This window comes from Lentibacter sp. (assembly GCF_965657785.1).
Taxonomy (GTDB): Bacteria; Pseudomonadota; Alphaproteobacteria; order Rhodobacterales; family Rhodobacteraceae; genus Lentibacter.
Genome location: NZ_CBFHPP010000031.1, coordinates 1 through 17,711 on the forward strand (window position 1 = coordinate 1; position 17,711 = coordinate 17,711).

The window sequence follows — 17,711 nt, forward strand, 5'->3', positions numbered from 1 at the left end:
AGTTGGCAAGTGATTGAACTGGTCTAGAATGCTCCCTTTGCACTGAAGTTTGCTTAGCGCTTACAATCATATCGCCCACAATGCTGGAACGTGTGAGCAGTGTTTTATTGGCAAAGTGAGCATAGCGCTGTGTCATCTGTGGTGATGAATGTCCGAGTAGCTGTTGAACTTCATATAGGCTGACCCCCTTATTTACTAAGAGGCTGGCGTATGTGTGACGTAAGTCGTGTATTCTGACGTCATTTAGTCCCGCAGCGTCTCTTACTGAATACCAGGCAAGATGAAATCCCTTATAAGGCTTCTTTGTATGTGGGTTTGTGAAGACTGTGCAACTGGCTGTCGTTGATAGTCCTATGTTTGTCGCTTGTTTCTCTATGGCAGCAAAAAGTTCAAGCGCAGGATCATTGAGATAGATAAAACGTGTTTTGCCACTTTTGCTTTTTGGTACGGTCCAGATAGCATTATCAAAGTCGATATCTCGCCACACTGCATTAGACGCTTCGCCACTTCTTGCGCCGGTGAGCAACAGTAGTTCAACGAAATACTTCAAGAACGGATGCTTACTTTGCTCACAGAGTTCTAACACACGAGCAATCTCTTCTTCAGACAAGAAGCGTTGTGTCAGCTGTCCCGTTCGAAGTGGGTTCAAATTATGAATGACAGAGTTGAACGCTTCAAAATGTCCCCATTCAGATGCTGTTTTGAGCAGCTTATTGAGCAAACAAATATGCTTATTGATAGTTGTCTTCTTGATGCTTTTGCTGAGTTGATCTTGAAGCCATTTCTCTAATGCCCTTTTGTTTAGCTCATCAAACGTCTTCGTTCCAAGACTCTTATGAAAGTGATTGCGGAAAATGCCTTCGTCATACTGCGGCTTTTCTTTGCGTGTCAGAATGTGCGGATAGTACTCAGAGTAGAAGAACTCGTTGAGTGTAAGCTCTGCACTCTCTGCTGCTGTGTCTGCGAGTTTGTTAATGAGCCAACTTTTGAACGTCATCGGATTTTCCTTTATCAAACATTGCGAAGCGGCAAACGATACGGAGCTTTGATATGAGGACAAAGAAAATCGCTATCTATCTCAGATTTAGTCCAGGTTACTGTAGAAGAATTGCTTCACAACACATCAGCACCACACAACGTTACATTGACGTTAACGATGCACAGTTAGCTCAAGCTGTTGAGTTGATATAATGCCCGCACCATCACAGCACAGTCTAAACCGTCGACTGCAGCGTGAGCTGACGCATCTACAATGGTTAATGCGTCAACCCAGTCTTGCAGCTCAACTGCGCAGCTGCCGCAAGCGTATTTTAGTTTTGAGAACAGAGTTAGCCTATCGCAGCTGCAGCACTCATCAGCCAAAGCAGCCAACAGCAGTTTAGTACAGCTGTCAGATATAATACTAAATGCAGTCAGCAGTCGTAGCAGTCTCAGCACATACTACCATCGTGCCACAGTCTCGCCACAAGCGTTACTCAACTGTGAATGCGTTTCTTACAGCGCACACTGAGCAATATCGTACCCCCAAACGTGAAAAGAGCGAGCCGAAGCCCGCTCTTTCCGATACTCCAAATCCCCAGTGGATTAGAAGTTAAAGCGTACACCGAAGTCAGCAACTGTCTGACCGCTGTGCTTTGATGCTACACCACCGCGAAGCGATGTGCCGCCACCGAGATCGTGATTGAAGTCAACACCGTAGCTTGCGTCTGCTTCGAGTGAGTCATCAGCATAGTAAGCTTCGACGTTTGTCGCCGCACCAGCAGCAAAGCTGCCTGACAGTACAGTTTTGTCACCGTTTGTGCCGTTGGCACCATATGCGAGACCAACAGATACTGGGCCAATTGTGCCGCCGACTGTCGCTGTGAACTCTGTATCGCCTGTGTCGTCAGAATCTTGACCACCAAGTGCAACTGTCCAGCCGCTCATTGAGTAGGCAGCAACAGCCGCTACGCGGTTGTTTGTGTCTGAAGCAGATACGTGCACTGAGAGGTCACCAGCTGAATACATAACTTCAATGCCGTTGGCACCTGATGCACCGTTACCGCCTGATGAATATGCATCGCCATTGAAGCCGTATGCAACGTACTCATAGCCGAGGCCTGTGAGGCCGAGGTCGATTGGGTACTGACCAGGCATAAACTCGAGCGCACCGTAGATGTTGCCAACGCCAACTTCGAGACCGCCTGATTTGGCGTAGAAGCGGATGCCGTTGAAGCCGTTGAGGTTGTCATCGTCTGCACCGCCTTCGGCTGAGCCTTCAGCTGTTTGCATACGAGCACGTGCACCGAATGTTACACCTGAGTCTGATTCAGCTGAAGCGTCGATGTTGAGACGGAGACGTGAAGTAACGTCTGTTGAAGATGCTGTCGCGCCGACTGCACCTGTGTATGCGATACCAAAGCGGCCGTAGCCTGAGAATGTTACGTCTGCAGCTGCGACTGATGCAGTTGCGACTAGCGCTGTAGTAGCGAAAAGAATCTTTTTCATGATTTTTCCCTCGGTTTTCATGTCATAGGCCCAAGCGGGGAATCCGCATTGGGTATGGGAGGTGTTTCGCTCCAAACGGGGTCTCATTGCAAGCGCGCTGGAACAGGGTTTCTGAAAGGTGAAAAAGTTGATGCACAGATGTCACAGTTCCAAATCGGGCAGGGAGAGGCGGCGGCGGTTAATGGTTAAGGCGCAAAATCGCCTCAAATTGGCCGTATATATAGGAAGCGGGCATAAGGGCTTGCCCAGAGCGTGGCGCTTGGATAGGACAGAAGGGCAATTAACGAGCGGAAATCGTCCTATGCCAAGCCGTGTCTTCAAGTCTGTCGCAATTTTGGGTCTGGTCGCCTCGCTGGCGGCCTGTGGAGGCGGAAGTGGCCTGTTTGGCCGTGTCGGCCCAGCCGCAACCCAAGAGAGAGACCCCGCGAGTGCGCCGCAAACGCCCAGCGCCCCCGGTGTGGAAACGGGCGACGGCCAGACCATCTGGGATGCCTTTCGCAACAAGAACTCCGAAGCCAAAATTCAGGTGAACCGTTATCTTTGGGCCGCGTCTCTGGATGTATTGGGCTTTATGCCTGTTCAGTCTGTCGATCCGTTTAGCGGCGTGATCGTGTTCGGCTATGGCACCCCTCCGGGGGGCGGCAAGGCTTATCGCGCGACGGTTTATATTCAAGACCCCGCTCTTGATGCGCGCGCGCTCAATGTGGCGCTGGCGGGCCGTGGCGGCCCTGTGGCCGCAGGCACCCAGCGCGCCGTCGAAGACGCGATCCTCAACCGCGCCCGCCAAATGCGGATCGCGGACGGCAAGCTTTAGCCGCTGTCTTCGCAGCGCCCCCTTTTTCTTTCTAAAAATATCCAAAAATACCCCGATGCCATTGCGCGCAGCATCTGCGCTTTGTCATTGGCCCCTCCCCAAACGGCTAGGGGGTTTGGGGGACAGCGTCCCCCAACGGGTCGGATTGCCCGCAGGGCAATTCGAAGCTGTTAGACCAAGCTCTGCACCCATTTGAGCTGGCGCGGCAAGCAGATGCGCTCCAGATCATACCGGTCAACAATCAGCTTGCGGGCGGCCTGCCCGAGCGTTTCGCGCTCTTCGGCGCTTTCGAGCAAGCGGGAGACCTCCTCGACCAGCGCATCTTTGTCAAAGAAGTCGACAAGCCTGCCGTTTTGCCCATGGGTGATCGCTTCTTTGACGGGGGCCGTATTGCTGGCAACGACAGCGCCTGTGACACTCATGGTTTCAAACAAGGACCAGCTGAGCACAAAAGGATATGTCAGATAGACATGGGCGCGGCTGACTTTGAGCAGGGATTGGAAGCGGTCATAGGGAATGCGCCCCAAGAAGTGGACCCGCGCCCAGTCTTGGTCAGAGATCTGGCTCTGCACCTCGTCGATGAATATCTGTTTCCATGTCTGGCCCTTGGGCGGGCGGGCGCCATAGCTTACGTCGTCGCCGCCGACGATGAGCACGCGCGCCTTTGGACGCTCTTTGAGAAGTCGCGGAAGCGCGCGCATAAAGACATGATAGCCGCGATATGGCTCTAGGTTGCGGTTCACAAAGGTGATCAGCTCGTCTTGGCGCGTGACGGTTTCACCCGTGGGCAAGGTCAGGCTTGCTTCGGGGTCGGGGGTCAGCGTTCGGGTTTGGATGCCGTCATGGCAGACCGTGATTTTGCTGCGGAATTCAGGCGGGAAGGTATCGGCCTGAAACAGGGTCGGGCTGATGCCTGCATCTGCGATGTCAAAATGTTCGTGGTTGTTTATATTTTTCAGGCGCAGGCGCAGGGCGTCTGTTTCGGGGTGTGTGGCCTGGAACTCGGGGTCAAAGCCAGCATGGGGGTAGTCGGCCTTGTGATAAAGCTCGCAATAGATTGCCAGTTTGGCCTTCGGCCAGACGTCCTTGAGAAAGAGCGACTCGCCCCAGCCGGGGTGGGCGATGATCAGGTCTGGAGAGAACCCCGCCTCGCGCAGCTTTACGGCGGCGCGATAGCAGGCCTCGGCGCGGTAGACTTTGGTGTCAAAATCCGTGAGCCAGGGATGTGTTTTTTGGTCGGTGCGGGGCGTAAGCTTATAGGGCAGCACATGAACGCCATTCCATCTGGCGGGCTTCTCGACACGCAGGGTCAGCGCGACGACCTTGTGGCCCTGTTTCGCCAAAGCCGGAGCGAGGTGTTTAAACTGAGCAGGGAAGTTTTGATGGATAAAAAGGATTTTCATAGGGTCGCCCGTTTCGATTCTGGCTTTGTTTTGCGCAGAAATGTGCCAATAAATTGGCAACGAAACGTTTTTTAAGCGCCCCAAACGGCTTGCCGCGCTTGTAGGCTGCCCTTAGGCTTAACTCAGATCGCTATCGCAGGGCGACGCGGGCCAGACAGATAAGGGCAAAACCAATGGCATCCCATCCCTATGAGGATTTACCAGCACAAGCCTTTTGGAGCAGAGGTGTTGCTCAAGCCGATCCGCTTGCGCCGGACGCGATCTATCAGCGCAAGTGGGCGCTTGATCCTGACTGGAAGATCGCCACGGCGGGCAGTTGCTTTGCGCAGCACGTGGCGCGCTATATGCGGGAGCGAAACTTCAATGTGATCGACACAGAGCCTGCCCCCGGAGGGCTGGCTGACGAGCGGCGCAAGGCCTATGGCTATGAGCTCTATTCGGCGCGTTATGGCAATATTTACACCACCCGCCAGCTTTTGCAGCTTTTGCGGGAGGCGCACGGGCAGCACACACCAGAGGCCGCGATTTGGGCGAAAAACGGGCGCTATTTTGATGCGCTGCGCCCTGGCGTCGAACCTGAGGGGCTGGAAAGCGAAGCAGAGGTGCGCGCGCACCGTGCGCATCATTTGGCCTGTGTGCGCGAGATGGTGGCGCAGATGGATATGTTTGTCTTCACGCTTGGTCTCACGGAGGCTTGGGAGCATACGGACAGCGGAACAGTTTTTCCTGCGGCGCCCGGAACACTTGTGGGGACATTTGACGCGGCGCAGTTCCGCTTTGTGAATTTCAGCCACAGTGAGGTGATGGCTGATTTGGTCGAGGCTCTGGCTTTGATTGACGCGTTACGCGGCAAGGAGACGCCCGTTTTGCTAACGGTGTCGCCTGTGCCGCTGACGGCGACGGCGGGGGGGCGGCATATTTTGCTCTCCAGCACCTATTCCAAAGCTGTGCTCAGGGCCGTTGCCGGAGAGCTGGCCGACAGGAACGATATGATCGACTATTTTCCGTCTTACGAAATTATCACCAACCCTGCGGCGAAGAGCCGTTTTTATGCCGAGAACCTGCGTTCTGTTTTGCCTGAGGGTGTGGCCACGGCTATGGCTGCGTTTTTTGGCGAGCAGGTGTCTGGCTCTGCTGTGACACAGAAAGAGGCAGAGGCAGAGCCAGAGGATGAAGACGAGCTTCACTGTGAGGAAGCGATGTTGGAGGCCTTTGCGAAATGAAGCGGGTCTGCCTGTTGGGAAACAGCCATATCGGCGCGTTTTTATCGGCCACGCGAGACTGCGAGGCGCAATTTCCCGCGTCTGACTACGCGTTTGACTGTTTTGGTTCGATCCGCGCCTCTATCCAGCACGTGACGTTTGAGGGCACGCAGATGACCCCGACGCGGGGCGATGTGGAAAAGAGCTTTGAGACGACATCTGGCGGGAAGCGTGTTGTCGAGCTTGAGGCTTATGACACTGTGATCATTGCGCTGCGCAATACGCCGTTCTGGATCAGGCCTTATTTGGCTGAAAAGCGGTTTGTTCCGCTTTCGCGGGCTGTCGTGCAGGAGATCTATGACGGGTTTCTCGACGACTGGAGCGTCAATTTTGCACGCAATGTGGCGTCGGCGGTGCCTGACACGCCTGTTGTCTTTCTGGGGCGGCCTTTAAACTCGGAGCAAGACCATCTGGCGCGCTCTGTGCTTGGGCAGCTTAACGGGACGGCCAGCGACGGGGCGCGCGCGCTGAAAGACGCGCTTCTGGAGCGGATTGAGGATGTGGTTTTGCGCACTGTTGTTGCCGACAACCTGCGCTTTCTGCGCCCGCCTGCGGAGCTTTTGGAGCCACATGGGCTGTTTACCAAGAGCGAGTATAGCCGAGGGGCTGTCAAATTTCGCCAAGCCATGAAAGCGGCGAGCGCGGCGGATGACACCCAGCATATGAACGGCGAATACGGGCTGAAAATGCTCAAGTATATTCTTTAAGTCATTGTATCAAAAACAAGAATGGCCGGATGCGCACACATCCGGCCATGTCCTGTTGGACTTATAGTGCCCTTCAGGCGACGGGAGGAGGAGTGCCTCCTGAAGGGCGTTTTGTTGCGGTGCTCTTCAGAGGGAGGAGGAGAAGAAACACCGTTTGTAAAACCAGATTTGCCGCAATGCAGCGAGAGCTCAAGGTAAAAAATGCTGCGCCTGCATAATTTCGTAAATTCTTTACAGAGATGACAAAAATCTCGGCAGATGCACAGTTTATAGGCGATGAATTTTTGGGCGTTGGTCTCTAAGAGGCAATTCGCGATTTAATCTGCGTTGAAAACCCTTTATCACCAGCGCCAACACCAAACATAGACCGAGAGACACGCAATGAGCCGCTATAACGCCGCCGAGATTGAAGCCAAATGGCAGGACGCATGGGAGAAGGCCGGCATTTTCCGCGCCGAGCGCAAGGAGGGCAAGCCCAAGTATTATGTGCTTGAGATGTTCCCTTATCCTTCGGGCAAGCTGCATATGGGCCATGTGCGCAACTACACCATGGGCGACGTGATCGCGCGTTATAAAATTTCGACGGGGCACAATGTGCTGCACCCTATGGGGTTTGATGCTTTTGGGATGCCTGCGGAAAACGCGGCCATGGCGATTGGCGGGCATCCGAAGACCTGGACCTATAACAATATCGACGACATGGTCGAGCAGATGAAGCCTTTGGGGCTGAGCCTTGACTGGGACCGTATGTTTGCGACCTGTGACCCAGAATATTACGGGCAGCAGCAGGCGCTTTTCCTCGATTTTCTGCAAGAAGGCCTTGTCTATCGCAAAAATGCGGTCGTGAACTGGGACCCTGTGGACATGACCGTTCTGGCGAACGAGCAGGTCGAAGGCGGGCGCGGCTGGCGCTCTGGCGCTGTTGTGGAGCGCAAGGAGCTGACTCAGTGGTTCTTCAAGATATCTGACATGGCGGACGAGTTGCTTGGCGCGCTGGATGGGCTTGATAACTGGCCCGCGAAAGTGAAGCTGATGCAGGCGAACTGGATCGGCAAGAGCCGCGGTTTGCAGTTTGGCTTTGAGCGGGTCGATGGCGGGGCGCCTATCTCTGTTTACACCACGCGGCCTGATACGCTGAACGGCGCGAGCTTTGTCGGGATTTCGCCTGATCATCCGATTGCAAAGGCGATGGAGGGCACCCCCGAGGTTGACGCTTTCCTCGCGGAGGCGCGCAAGGGCGGCACAACCGAAGAGGCCATCGAGACCGCCGAGAAGCTCGGCTATGACACTGGCATCAAAGTGAAGCATCCGCTGACGGGCGCAGAGCTTCCTGTCTGGATCGCCAACTTTATTTTGATGGACTATGGCACCGGCGCGATCTTTGCCTGCCCTGCGCATGACCAGCGCGATCTGGACTTCTGCCGCAAGTATGACTTGCCGGTGATTGATACCTTCTTTGCGCTTGGTGACGAGACGCCTGTGGGCAAGGAAGCTTTTGTGCCTGCCAAGACCGAGAAGGTCCGCTGGGTTGATCACTTTGCGGGGCTTGAAGAGGCCACGGGCGAAGAGGCGATCAATGCGACGATCGACTTTATGGAAGCCAAGGGGCTTGGCGAGGGCGTGACCAAGTTCCGCCTGCGCGACTGGGGGCTTTCGCGGCAGCGCTACTGGGGCTGTCCTATTCCTGTGGTGCATTGTGAGGCGTGTGGCGTTGTGCCCGAGAAGAAGGAAAACCTGCCTGTCGAGCTGCCTGACGATGTGAGCTTTGACCAGCCCGGCAATCCGCTTGACCGCCACCCGACATGGCGCGATGTGGCGTGCCCGAGCTGTGGCAATCCCGCCAAGCGCGAGACAGATACGATGGACACGTTTGTGGACAGCTCGTGGTATTTTGCGCGGTTTACTGCGCCGCGCGCGGCGACGCCGACAAATGCGGCGGATGCCGAATATTGGATGAATGTGGACCAGTATATTGGCGGTGTGGAGCACGCGATCTTGCACCTCTTGTATGCGCGCTTCTTTGCGCGGGCGATGCACATTTGCGGGCATCTGCCAGAGAGTGCGAAAGAGCCGTTTGATGCGCTGTTCACGCAGGGCATGGTGACGCACGCGATTTATAAGACAGAGGGCGCAGACGGGCGACCTGTCTATCATTACCCCGAAGAAGTGACGCTTAAGGGCGATACTGCTGTGCTGGAAGACGGGCGCGAAGTGGATGTTGTGCCCTCGGCCAAGATGTCGAAATCAAAGAACAACGTGGTGAACCCGCTGCACATCATTGAAAGCTACGGCGCGGATACGGCGCGCTGGTTTGTGCTCTCTGATTCCCCTCCTGAACGGGATGTGGAGTGGACCGCTTCGGGCGCGGAGGCGGCGCATAAGCATCTGGGGCGTGTTTACCGCATTGCCAGCGAGATTGACGGCGAGTCCACGGGCCAAGAGGCGGATGACACGGCGCTTATCCGCGAGATGCATAAGGCGATCCATGATGTGACCATGGGCGTTGAGAGCTTTGGCTTTAACGCGGCGATTGCGAAGCTTTACGGCTTTACCAACACGCTGGCCAAGTCAAACGCGGGCGGCACAGCCAAGACACAAGCGGCGCGCACGCTGGCGCAGCTGATGAGCCCGATGACGCCGCATTTGGCCGAAGCTGTCTGGGAGATGCTCGGCGGCGAAGGGCTTTGTGCGCTTGCGCCTTGGCCCGTGGCGGACGCGGCTCTGCTTGTCGACGATGAGGTTGTCATGCCGATCCAGATCAACGGCAAGCGGCGGGCGGAAATCAGCGTTCCCAAAGACATGGACAAGGCCGAGGTTGAAAAGCTCGCGCTGGCGCATCATGCTGTGCAAAAGGTGCTGGACGGGGCGGCGCCCAAGAAAGTGATCGTTGTTCCGGGACGGATTGTGAATGTGGTTGCCTGATCGAAGAGCCTTCTTGTTGGGCGCGCTGGCGCTTTCTGGCTGCGGGTTTAGCCCTGTGTACGGGCCTGAGAGCGGCGCGCGCGGGCTTCTGAACGCTGTGGAAGTCGATCCGCCGCGTGACCGCGAGGGCTATTTGCTTGTGCGGCATTTGGAAGAGCGGCTGGGGCGGGCGAGCCAGCCGACCTATGCGCTGTCGATTGCGATCAAGCTTGATGAAGAGCGCATGGCGATTACGGCTGAAAACGTGGCAACGCGCTATAATCTGCTGGGCAAGGCGACCTATGCCTTGCGCGCGCGTGAGGGCGGCAAAGTATTGAGCAGCGGAGTTGTGCAAAGCTTTACGGGCTATTCAACCACGGGCAGCACCGCCGCGACACGGGCCGCCGAACAGGACGCCACAGAGCGGCTTATGGTTATTCTGGGCGATCAGATCGTGACGCGGCTGATGGCGCTAGAGCTTGAGCCAGCGACATGAAGCTTGGCGGGCGTGAGGCGACAGCTTATTTCAAATCGCCGGATGCCAAGCGCACGGGGCTATTGATTTATGGCAGTGACGGGATGCGCGTTGCGCTGAAGCGGCAAGAGGTCATCAAGGCGCTGATCGGCCCGAAGGGCGACGAAGAGATGCGGCTGGTGCGGATGCCTGCGGGCGACTTGCGCAAAGACCCAGCTCTGTTGCTTGATGCTGTGAAGGCGGTGAGCTTTTTCCCCGGGCCACGTGTGGCCTTTGTCGAGGATGCCAACGACACGGCTGCGCCCGCCATTCTGGCCGCGCTGGAAGACTGGGCCGAGGGCGATGCGCAGATTATTGTGACGGCGGGACAGCTCAAGGCGACCTCAAAAATCCGCAAGGCCTTTGAAGCGCATCGCAATGCTTATGCTGTCGGGATTTATGACGACCCGCCCGGGCGCGACGAGATTGAAGGGATGCTGAAGGACGCGGGGCTTGCGCAAGTGAGCCGCGACGCCATGACAGACCTCACGGGGCTGAGCCGCGAGCTGGGGCCGGGGGACTTCCGCCAGACCATCGAGAAGCTGGCGCTCTATAAACACGGCGACGCAAGCGAAGTGGGCAGCGCGGATATTGCCGCCTGTGCGCCACAAAGCACCGAGGCGGCGCTAGATGATCTGCTCAATGTGGTGGCCGAGGCCAAGATGGGCGAGATCCATCCGATTATGACAAAACTCAAGGCGCAGGGTGTGCAGCCTGTGGGGCTTGTTATTGGCGCGACACGGCATTTCAAGGCGCTTTATGCGGCGGCGAGTGACCCTGCGGGGGCGAGCCAAGGGATTGCGCGGCTGCGCCCGCCGATCTTTGGGCCACGGCGCGACAGGATGCTGAAGCAGGCGCAGGGCTGGGGCGCTGTGAAGCTTGAGCAGGCGCTGAGCTATCTTATCGAGACAGATTTGCAACTGCGCAGCGCGGGGCAGACCGCACCGCAGATGGCGCTGGTGGAGCGCACATTGATCAGGCTCGCGGGGCTGGCAGCGCGACGCTAGGTTGACAGACACAATCCAGAAGTTAGAATTTCTACCGTTAAGGTTGTTTTTGTAGGAGAGTAAAATGTTCAAGAAATTCGCTGTTTTGATGACCGTTTCGGCGTTGGCGGCTGCGCCAGCATTGGCGGGAAGCTCATCTCATAAGTCCGAAGACGGCACAAAACTCAGAATCAATTGCAAAAGCAGTGGCTGCGAAGTGAAGGCCAAAAAGCCGGGCCAGCGTTGGGGCACTGTCGAAAAAGGCGAAGGCGGTAGCGCGAATTATAAAAAACTGGTCGCGAAGTATAAGAAGCAAGGGTTTGACTGAGGCTTAGAAAAACCGAAGCCCAAACCCGAAGAACCACAAAGCGCCCCAGCGGGCGCTTTTCTTTGGCTTGCACTCTCCTTTCAAAACGGGTCTCGTGGCCACAAAACAGGGAGAGAAATCATGTATGAAGTCTTTGGTGGTGTGGCGAGCCGTGCGTTTCGGGTGCTTTGGCTTTTGGACGAGATGGGGGTTGAGTTTATTCACCACGATTTGAAAGCTGGCAGTGACGAGATGAAGGTGGTGAACCCTTCTGGGAAAGTTCCTGCGCTGAAGGTCGATGGCGAGCTGATCACAGATTCTGCGGCGATCATGACGTTTTTGGCCGATAAACACGGCCAGTTTACTTACCCCGCGGGGACAGTTGAACGCGCCAAGCAGGACGCGTGGTTTCATCAGGTTTTGGACGAGGTGGATGCTGTGCTTTGGACGGCGGCGCGGCACTCGTTTATTCTGCCTGAAGAGCAGCGTGTGCCTGCTGTGAAAGACTCGCTCAAGTGGGAGTTTGCCCGCAACATCAAGCGTATCTCAGAGCGCATGGAGGGGCCTTACCTGATGGGTGAGGAGATGACGATTGCGGATATGCTTCTGGTGCATTGTCTTGGATGGGCGATGAGTGCGAAGTTTGATTTGGATGATGAAAAGCTGAACGAATACGCCAGCCGTGTTCGCAAACGGGAGGGCTTCAAGGCCGCGCGGGGGAGGCTCAAGGTATGAGCGAGGTTCGCGCCGAAGTTCGCCTGCCGACAGATGAGCTTCGGGACGATCTACCGTTTTACACCAAGGTGCTGGGGATGCGGCTGGACGAGATTTTCCCTGCGGATGATCCGCGTGTGGCGGTGCTGTCTGGGCATGGCTTGCGCCTACGGATCGAGAAAGGGGCAAGCGAGCCTGCGGGGACTTTGCGCATTCTGACCGAAGACCCTGACGGGTTTGCAGGCGGCGCGCGGGAGCTGACTGCGCCGAATGGCACGCGCGTCGAGATTGCCGAACTGCACCCGCCAATGGTCTTGCCCAAGACGGAGCATATGTTTGATGTGCGGCGTTTGCGCGACTCTGCGCCTTGGGTCATCGGGCGTGCGGGGATGAACTATCGCGACCTCTTGCCCACACGGCTTGGCGGGGCGATTATTGCGAGCCATATCCGTGTTCCGGGCGGCGGGGATGTGCCTGATATGGTGCATTACCATACCGTCGGCTTCCAGCTGATCTTTTGCTATAAAGGCTGGGTGGATGTGCTCTATGAGGACCAAGGCGGTATGATGCGGCTTGAGGCTGGGGATTGTGTGATCCAGCCGCCCGAAATCCGCCACCGTGTCTGCCATGCCTCGCCTGATATCGAAGTGATCGAAATCGGCGTGCCTGCGGACCATGTGACGACGATTGACCACGACTTTACCCTGCCCAACGGCCACGGCGACCCTGCGCGCGACTGGCAGGGGCAGCGCTTTGTGCATCATGTGAAGGAGGGGGCCGTCTGGCAGCCCTTCCGCATTCCGGGCTTTACCTGTCGCGAGACGGGGATTTCGGAGGGCACACAGGGCGTCGCGGGCATTCAGGTTGTGCGCTTTGAGGGCGGCCCGAACGCGATACAGCCGCCCGCCACCCGGACTGATGCGGACATTCACTTTAGCTTCGTTATGGAAGGCACAATGACGCTTCACGCCGAGGGGCAGGAGCCGCGGGCGCTTCAGGCGGGGGATGCTTTTGTGCTGCCGCCTCACATGGCTACGCGCTATGCAGACTGCTCTGACGATCTGGAGCTTCTGGAATGCGCTTTGCGGGGCGACTTTGAGAGCGAGATTGTGGGCTAAGGCACTGAAAAAGAGCAAAAAAGTGGCGACCCCGACAGGATTCGAACCTGTAACCTGCCCCTTAGGAGGGGGCTGCTCTATCCAGTTGAGCCACGGGGCCACTTGGGGAGGGATAGCGCTTTGTGAGAGGGGTGTCAGCCCCAAAGGCGCGAGAAAGGCGGCGAGGGGGACGCCGCCTTTGTTGGTTTGAATTGCGCCTAGAAGTGGCCGCCGCCGACAATTCCGCCGACGATCTCTGTGCGGTTTTGCAAGAGGTCGGGGGCGAGGTGCGCGTAGCGCTGTGTCATTTGCACAGAGCTGTGGCCCAGAAGAGTCTGGACCTCGTAAAGGCTGACGCCTTTGTTGATCAAGAGGCTGGCAAAGGTGTGGCGCAGGTCGTGAATGCGCAGGTCTTTGAGGCCTGCTTTGTCGCGCGCGACAAACCATGAGGCGTAAAAGCTCTGATAGGCGGTGCGCGTCATCGGATTGGTGAAGAGGTAGTTATCCGCCTCACTTGGCAGCATCATTTCGTCGGATTTCTTGCGAATGTCTGACAAAACATCAATCGCCGCGCTGGAAAGGACAATACGCCGCGAGCGGCCGTTTTTAGAGCGCGGAACTGTCCAGATCCGCTTGTCAAAGTCGACATCGGCCCAGACGGCCATGCGCGCCTCGCCCTTGCGCGCGCCTGTCAGCAGCAGAAACCGCACGAAGAGGTATAAAAACGGGTGCTGATTGGCGCGGCAGGCCGAGAGCAGGCGCTCGATCTCGTCGGCAGAGAGGAACCGCTGGGTATGATCGCCCATGGAGAGGCGCTTGAGGTTTTCCTGCTGCGGATTATGCGCGGCGAGATAGCCCCAGTGGCGCGCGAGGCTTAACATTCTGTTCAGCAAGTGTATGTGCTTGTTAACCGTGCTGCGCTGATAGCCAGCGACGATTTGTTCGCGCACCCATACGTCCATGATCGGGTTTAAAATCTCGTCGAGCTGATAGCGCCCAAGCTTCTCGCGCATATGTTTGTTGTAGATGCTCCAGTCGTGATGCGACTGTTTTTTGGTGGCTTTGGCATGGGGAAAATAGCAATCATCAAAGAACTGGTTTAAGCTCAGCTTGACTCCCGCGCTACTCTTGTTGAGATCGGGGCCGTTCGGGCGGCTGAAGAAAGATATCATTGGTGCTCCTTCTGCCAGAAATATTGGCAGTTTGGCTTGTTTTGAGGTCATGTCGCTGGAGAGATTTCTAGCAACGTGGTTGCATACAATAATCCCACTTTACTAATACGGCGCTAACAGTAGTCTTTTCGCTACCACAGCTCTCGTCGCAACTGCTTCAGTTGCCGCAGCTGATGTAACGTTCAGCGGCTATGGCCGTTTTGGTATCGCATACGCAGGTTCAACAGCAGGCTCAGTTGGTAACATGACCACAACTGCTCAAACGACAACTGCCGCAACAATCGATGCTTCGGGCAATATTACTGCTGGTACAAAAACCGCAGCCGTAGTTGGCACAGTTGCTGCCACACCTGCTCAAAAGCTGGCCGCTGTAAACGCTGTTGCAGCTGCTGAGTCAGCTCTCGCAGGCGCGGCAACAGCACTCGCGCGCGCTAACGCGGCACAAGTTCTCGCAGACGCACAAGCAAACCTTGCTGCGATCTCAGACACAGCCGCTGGCGCATCATCAACAGACGTCACTTCACGTCTTCGCATCGTAATCGACGCCAACGCTGAATCAGACGGCGGCGTGACATTCGGTGGTATGGTTCGCATCCAGCAGGACGAAGGCTCAACAGGCGCAACAAACGGCGCGCGTTTCTACGCTCGTTCAGGCGGCCTCGAAGTTGGCGCAGGTAACATCTGGGGCGCAATCGAAAGCATGCCAGGTCAGTACCCAATCGACCTCGGCCTCACAGGTCTTGGCTATGAGTACACAGCTTACGCCTTCAACGCCGACGCATACTCATCAGGCGGTCTGGGTTCATCAGGCTCAAACGGCATCGAAGTGATGTATTCCATGGGCGACTTCAAAGCGCACGTCTCAGCATCAGACAAAAACGATCGTATCGCCGCCTACGGTGCATACACGTTCAGCGGCTGGACAGTTGCTCTGGGTGTTCAGGACTCAACAGACGCTAAAGATACTGAAATGACAGCCACAATCGGCGGCACAGTCGGCCCAGTTTCACTCGGCCTCGGTTATGCTGACAACGGCACAAGCGGCAAGCGCACAGTTCTGACAGCTGGCATGGATGTAGGCGCGGCGACAAACGTCGAAGCTTACTACGCAGATGACTCACTGAAAGCCGACGCCAGCTACGGCATCGACTTCAACCACGACCTCGGCGGCGGCACATCGCTCCGCGGTGGTGTGGCATCAAAGTTCAACGGCCAGACCGTTGCTGACTTCGGTGTTCGCTTCAACTTCTAATCCTAGAAGCTGATCGAGTTACAGTTAAGGGCAGGCCGCGCGCCTGCCCTTTTCTTTTGCCCGCACCTGTAGTTATTTGGCTCAAATTGTTTGCAAATAATTCGCCCCACAGGAGCGCGCCCCATGTCCCTCTCAGAAATATCCGCCCGTATCGCCAAAGCCGAGGCCAAAGCAGGCCGCGCCGCAGGCAGCGTCAAGCTCATAGCTGTGTCCAAGGTCCAGCCCGATGCGCGCGTCGAAGCTGTCCTCAAAGAGGGGCACCGCCTCTTTGGCGAGAACCGCGTTCAGGAGGCCGGCGGCAAATGGCCCGCCTTCCGCGAGGCCTTCCCGGACGTCAAAGTCGATCTGATCGGCCCCCTGCAAACCAATAAGGCACGGCAGGCGTTTGAGCTGTTTGACACGATCCACACCCTCGACAGACCCAAGCTCATGGAGACTTTCGCACGCCTCGCTCAAGAGACGGGAAAATGCCCCGAACTCTTCGTTCAGATCAACACAGGCGAAGAGCCGCAAAAGGCCGGTTTGAGACCGAAAGACACCGAAAGCTTTCTTGCCGAATGCGCGCGCTACGACTTGCCAGTTTCGGGCCTCATGTGCATCCCGCCTGTCGATGAAGAGCCCAGTTTGCACTTCGCCCTCCTCGCCAAAATCGCGGCCCAAAACGGCCTTTCCGGCCTCTCCATGGGCATGAGCGGCGACTTCGAAAGCGCCATCGCTCTGGGCGCAACCCATGTCCGCGTCGGCTCCGCCATTTTCGGCGCACGGGCCTACGAGCTGTGACCCTGCCGCCGCTTCAGACCGTGTCGACAGGCCTCGTTGTCGCCATTGTCGGCTTCTTCAGCTCCTTTCCCATCGTTCTCCAAGCCCTCGCCGCCATGGGCGCCAGCCCGTCCGAGGCCAGCTCTGGCCTCATGGCCGCCGCGCTCTCCATGGGCCTTACCGCCATTGTGATCAGCCTGATCACACGTCAGCCCGCCTCCGTCGCATGGTCGACCCCCGGCGCCGCCTTCCTCGCTGTCTCGCTCGCCCCCGCGGGCGGCTTTGCCGAGGCGGTTGGCGCTTTTCTGACCGCAGGCGCGCTCACAGTGCTCGCAGGCCTTTATCGCCCCCTGCGCCAACTTGCGGCCAATGTCCCTCTTCCGCTCGCCCATGCGCTGCTCGCGGGCGTGCTCATTACGCTTTGCGCGCGCCCCTTTCTCGCGCTGGCCGATGCGCCCTATACCGCCCTGCCAATCCTTCTGACATGGTTTCTCACAGCCAAGCTCTCGCGCCTCTTCGCCGTCCCCGCCGCCGTGCTCATGGCCGTCGGCCTGACCCTCTGGGGCGGTGCCTTCTCAGCCCCCGAACACTTTGTCACACAGCCTGTCATGGTCCTCCCCGCCTTCAGCATAGCAAGCACGCTTGGCCTCGCCTTGCCGCTCTTCATCATCACAATGGCCACCCAGAATAGCCCCGGAATGGCCGTCCTCAAAGGCGAAGGCTATCCGCCGCGCCCCGCCGTCTTCCTCTCAGCCGTCGGCCTCGCCAGCCTCCTCTCCGCCCCCTTCGGCGCGCTGCAGACCTGCCTCGCCGCGATCACATCCTCGCTCTGCGCAGGGCAGGACTCACACCCCGACACGTCCCTGCGCTTCTGGTCTGCCGTCATGGGCGGCGTGTTTTACTGCCTCTTCGGCCTCTTCGCCGCATTCATCATCGCCTTCGCCGCCGCCGCACCGCCCAAAACACTCGAGGTGCTCGCAGGCATCGCGCTGCTCGGCGTCTTCGCCAATTCCGCCAGCATCGCCCTCGCCGATCCAAAGTCCCGCGAAGCCGCCGCCATCACATTCCTCACCACAGCCTCAGGCGTCAGCCTCCTCGGCCTCAGCGGCGCGGTCTGGGGCCTCCTCTTCGGTGGCCTCGCCTATATGCTCTCTCAAAAATCCTAATTTTCCGCTAAAGCGTTTCGCGATAAACCTCGATCACAGCTTATCGCGAAATGCAGCAAAACAATCAGGCCTTTCGCGCGTTTCGCCTTAAGTGAGTGCCTCAAGTTTAAGGCGAAACGCTTTAATCGCGCCCCTGTTTCCTCTTTCCGGAAATATCCCAGGGGGTCTGG

At 57.2% G+C, this 17,711-nt stretch carries 16 protein-coding genes and 1 tRNA gene; 12 read left to right on the forward strand and 5 right to left on the reverse strand.

What is annotated here, in order from left to right; translation table 11 throughout:
- Both ACTF58_RS12295 and ACTF58_RS12300 read right to left on the reverse strand, forming a co-directional pair.
- Window positions 1-997 (reverse strand): tyrosine-type recombinase/integrase (locus ACTF58_RS12295; RefSeq protein ID WP_438992264.1); only part of this gene is annotated, 997 nt, incomplete at its 3' end.
- Between the two features lie 587 nt (window positions 998-1,584).
- Window positions 1,585-2,487 (reverse strand): porin, encoded by a 903-nt coding sequence (locus ACTF58_RS12300; protein WP_438992265.1) that lies wholly within the window; start codon window positions 2,485-2,487, stop codon window positions 1,585-1,587.
- 301 nt (window positions 2,488-2,788) lie between these two features.
- Between ACTF58_RS12300 and ACTF58_RS12305 the strand changes: the two genes are divergently transcribed.
- Window positions 2,789-3,301 (forward strand): DUF3576 domain-containing protein, encoded by a 513-nt coding sequence (locus tag ACTF58_RS12305; protein ID WP_438992266.1) that lies wholly within the window; start codon window positions 2,789-2,791, stop codon window positions 3,299-3,301.
- A 170-nt stretch (window positions 3,302-3,471) separates the two neighbouring features.
- Here ACTF58_RS12305 and ACTF58_RS12310 read toward each other — a convergent pair whose 3' ends face one another.
- The gene (locus ACTF58_RS12310) at window positions 3,472-4,704 is read right to left on the reverse strand and encodes a glycosyltransferase family 4 protein (protein WP_438992267.1); all 1,233 of its coding nucleotides are present in this window, start codon (window positions 4,702-4,704) and stop codon (window positions 3,472-3,474) included.
- Between the two features lie 173 nt (window positions 4,705-4,877).
- Between ACTF58_RS12310 and ACTF58_RS12315 the strand changes: the two genes are divergently transcribed.
- The 8 genes from ACTF58_RS12315 to ACTF58_RS12350 all read left to right on the forward strand — a co-directional run bounded on the left by ACTF58_RS12315 (window position 4,878) and on the right by ACTF58_RS12350 (window position 13,213).
- Complete coding sequence (locus ACTF58_RS12315; protein ID WP_438992268.1) at window positions 4,878-5,927, forward strand: GSCFA domain-containing protein; 1,050 nt, start codon at window positions 4,878-4,880, stop codon at window positions 5,925-5,927.
- Window positions 5,924-6,673, forward strand: coding sequence for a hypothetical protein (locus ACTF58_RS12320; RefSeq protein WP_438992269.1), 750 nt, complete (start codon window positions 5,924-5,926; stop codon window positions 6,671-6,673). The genes ACTF58_RS12315 and ACTF58_RS12320 overlap by 4 nt, the downstream gene beginning before the upstream one ends.
- Window positions 6,674-7,054: 381 nt before the next feature.
- Complete coding sequence (gene leuS, locus ACTF58_RS12325) at window positions 7,055-9,595, forward strand: leucine--tRNA ligase (protein ID WP_438992270.1); 2,541 nt, start codon at window positions 7,055-7,057, stop codon at window positions 9,593-9,595.
- On the forward strand, window positions 9,582-10,070 hold the full coding sequence (gene lptE / locus ACTF58_RS12330; protein WP_438992271.1) for an LPS assembly lipoprotein LptE: 489 nt from the start codon (window positions 9,582-9,584) through the stop codon (window positions 10,068-10,070). Before leuS ends, lptE begins: the two co-directional genes overlap by 14 nt.
- Window positions 10,067-11,095: a DNA polymerase III subunit delta gene (gene holA / locus ACTF58_RS12335; RefSeq protein WP_438992272.1), complete on the forward strand. Its 1,029-nt coding sequence runs from the start codon at window positions 10,067-10,069 to the stop codon at window positions 11,093-11,095. The genes lptE and holA overlap by 4 nt, the downstream gene beginning before the upstream one ends.
- Before the next feature lie 64 nt (window positions 11,096-11,159).
- Window positions 11,160-11,402: a hypothetical protein gene (locus ACTF58_RS12340; RefSeq protein ID WP_438992273.1), complete on the forward strand. Its 243-nt coding sequence runs from the start codon at window positions 11,160-11,162 to the stop codon at window positions 11,400-11,402.
- A 120-nt stretch (window positions 11,403-11,522) separates the two neighbouring features.
- The gene (locus tag ACTF58_RS12345; RefSeq protein WP_438992274.1) at window positions 11,523-12,116 is read left to right on the forward strand and encodes a glutathione S-transferase family protein; all 594 of its coding nucleotides are present in this window, start codon (window positions 11,523-11,525) and stop codon (window positions 12,114-12,116) included.
- Entirely contained in the window at window positions 12,113-13,213 is a 1,101-nt protein-coding gene (locus ACTF58_RS12350; RefSeq protein WP_438992275.1) for a cupin domain-containing protein, read from the forward strand. Before ACTF58_RS12345 ends, ACTF58_RS12350 begins: the two co-directional genes overlap by 4 nt.
- Window positions 13,214-13,236: 23 nt before the next feature.
- On the opposite strand, the gene ACTF58_RS12355 is transcribed toward ACTF58_RS12350, so the two are convergent.
- Both ACTF58_RS12355 and ACTF58_RS12360 read right to left on the reverse strand, forming a co-directional pair.
- A tRNA-Arg gene (locus ACTF58_RS12355) sits at window positions 13,237-13,313 on the reverse strand.
- Between the two features lie 97 nt (window positions 13,314-13,410).
- Window positions 13,411-14,364 (reverse strand): tyrosine-type recombinase/integrase, encoded by a 954-nt coding sequence (locus tag ACTF58_RS12360; protein WP_438992276.1) that lies wholly within the window; start codon window positions 14,362-14,364, stop codon window positions 13,411-13,413.
- Between the two features lie 244 nt (window positions 14,365-14,608).
- Between ACTF58_RS12360 and ACTF58_RS12365 the strand changes: the two genes are divergently transcribed.
- The 3 genes from ACTF58_RS12365 (at window position 14,609) to ACTF58_RS12375 (ending at window position 17,541) form a co-directional block, all read left to right on the forward strand.
- Window positions 14,609-15,616, forward strand: coding sequence for a porin (locus tag ACTF58_RS12365; protein ID WP_438992277.1), 1,008 nt, complete (start codon window positions 14,609-14,611; stop codon window positions 15,614-15,616).
- Window positions 15,617-15,739: 123 nt separating this feature from the next.
- Window positions 15,740-16,396, forward strand: a complete 657-nt coding sequence (locus ACTF58_RS12370) for a YggS family pyridoxal phosphate-dependent enzyme (RefSeq protein WP_438992278.1) — start codon at window positions 15,740-15,742, stop codon at window positions 16,394-16,396.
- On the forward strand, window positions 16,393-17,541 hold the full coding sequence (locus tag ACTF58_RS12375) for a benzoate/H(+) symporter BenE family transporter (protein WP_438992279.1): 1,149 nt from the start codon (window positions 16,393-16,395) through the stop codon (window positions 17,539-17,541). Before ACTF58_RS12370 ends, ACTF58_RS12375 begins: the two co-directional genes overlap by 4 nt.
- The last annotated feature ends 170 nt before the right edge of the window (window positions 17,542-17,711 follow it).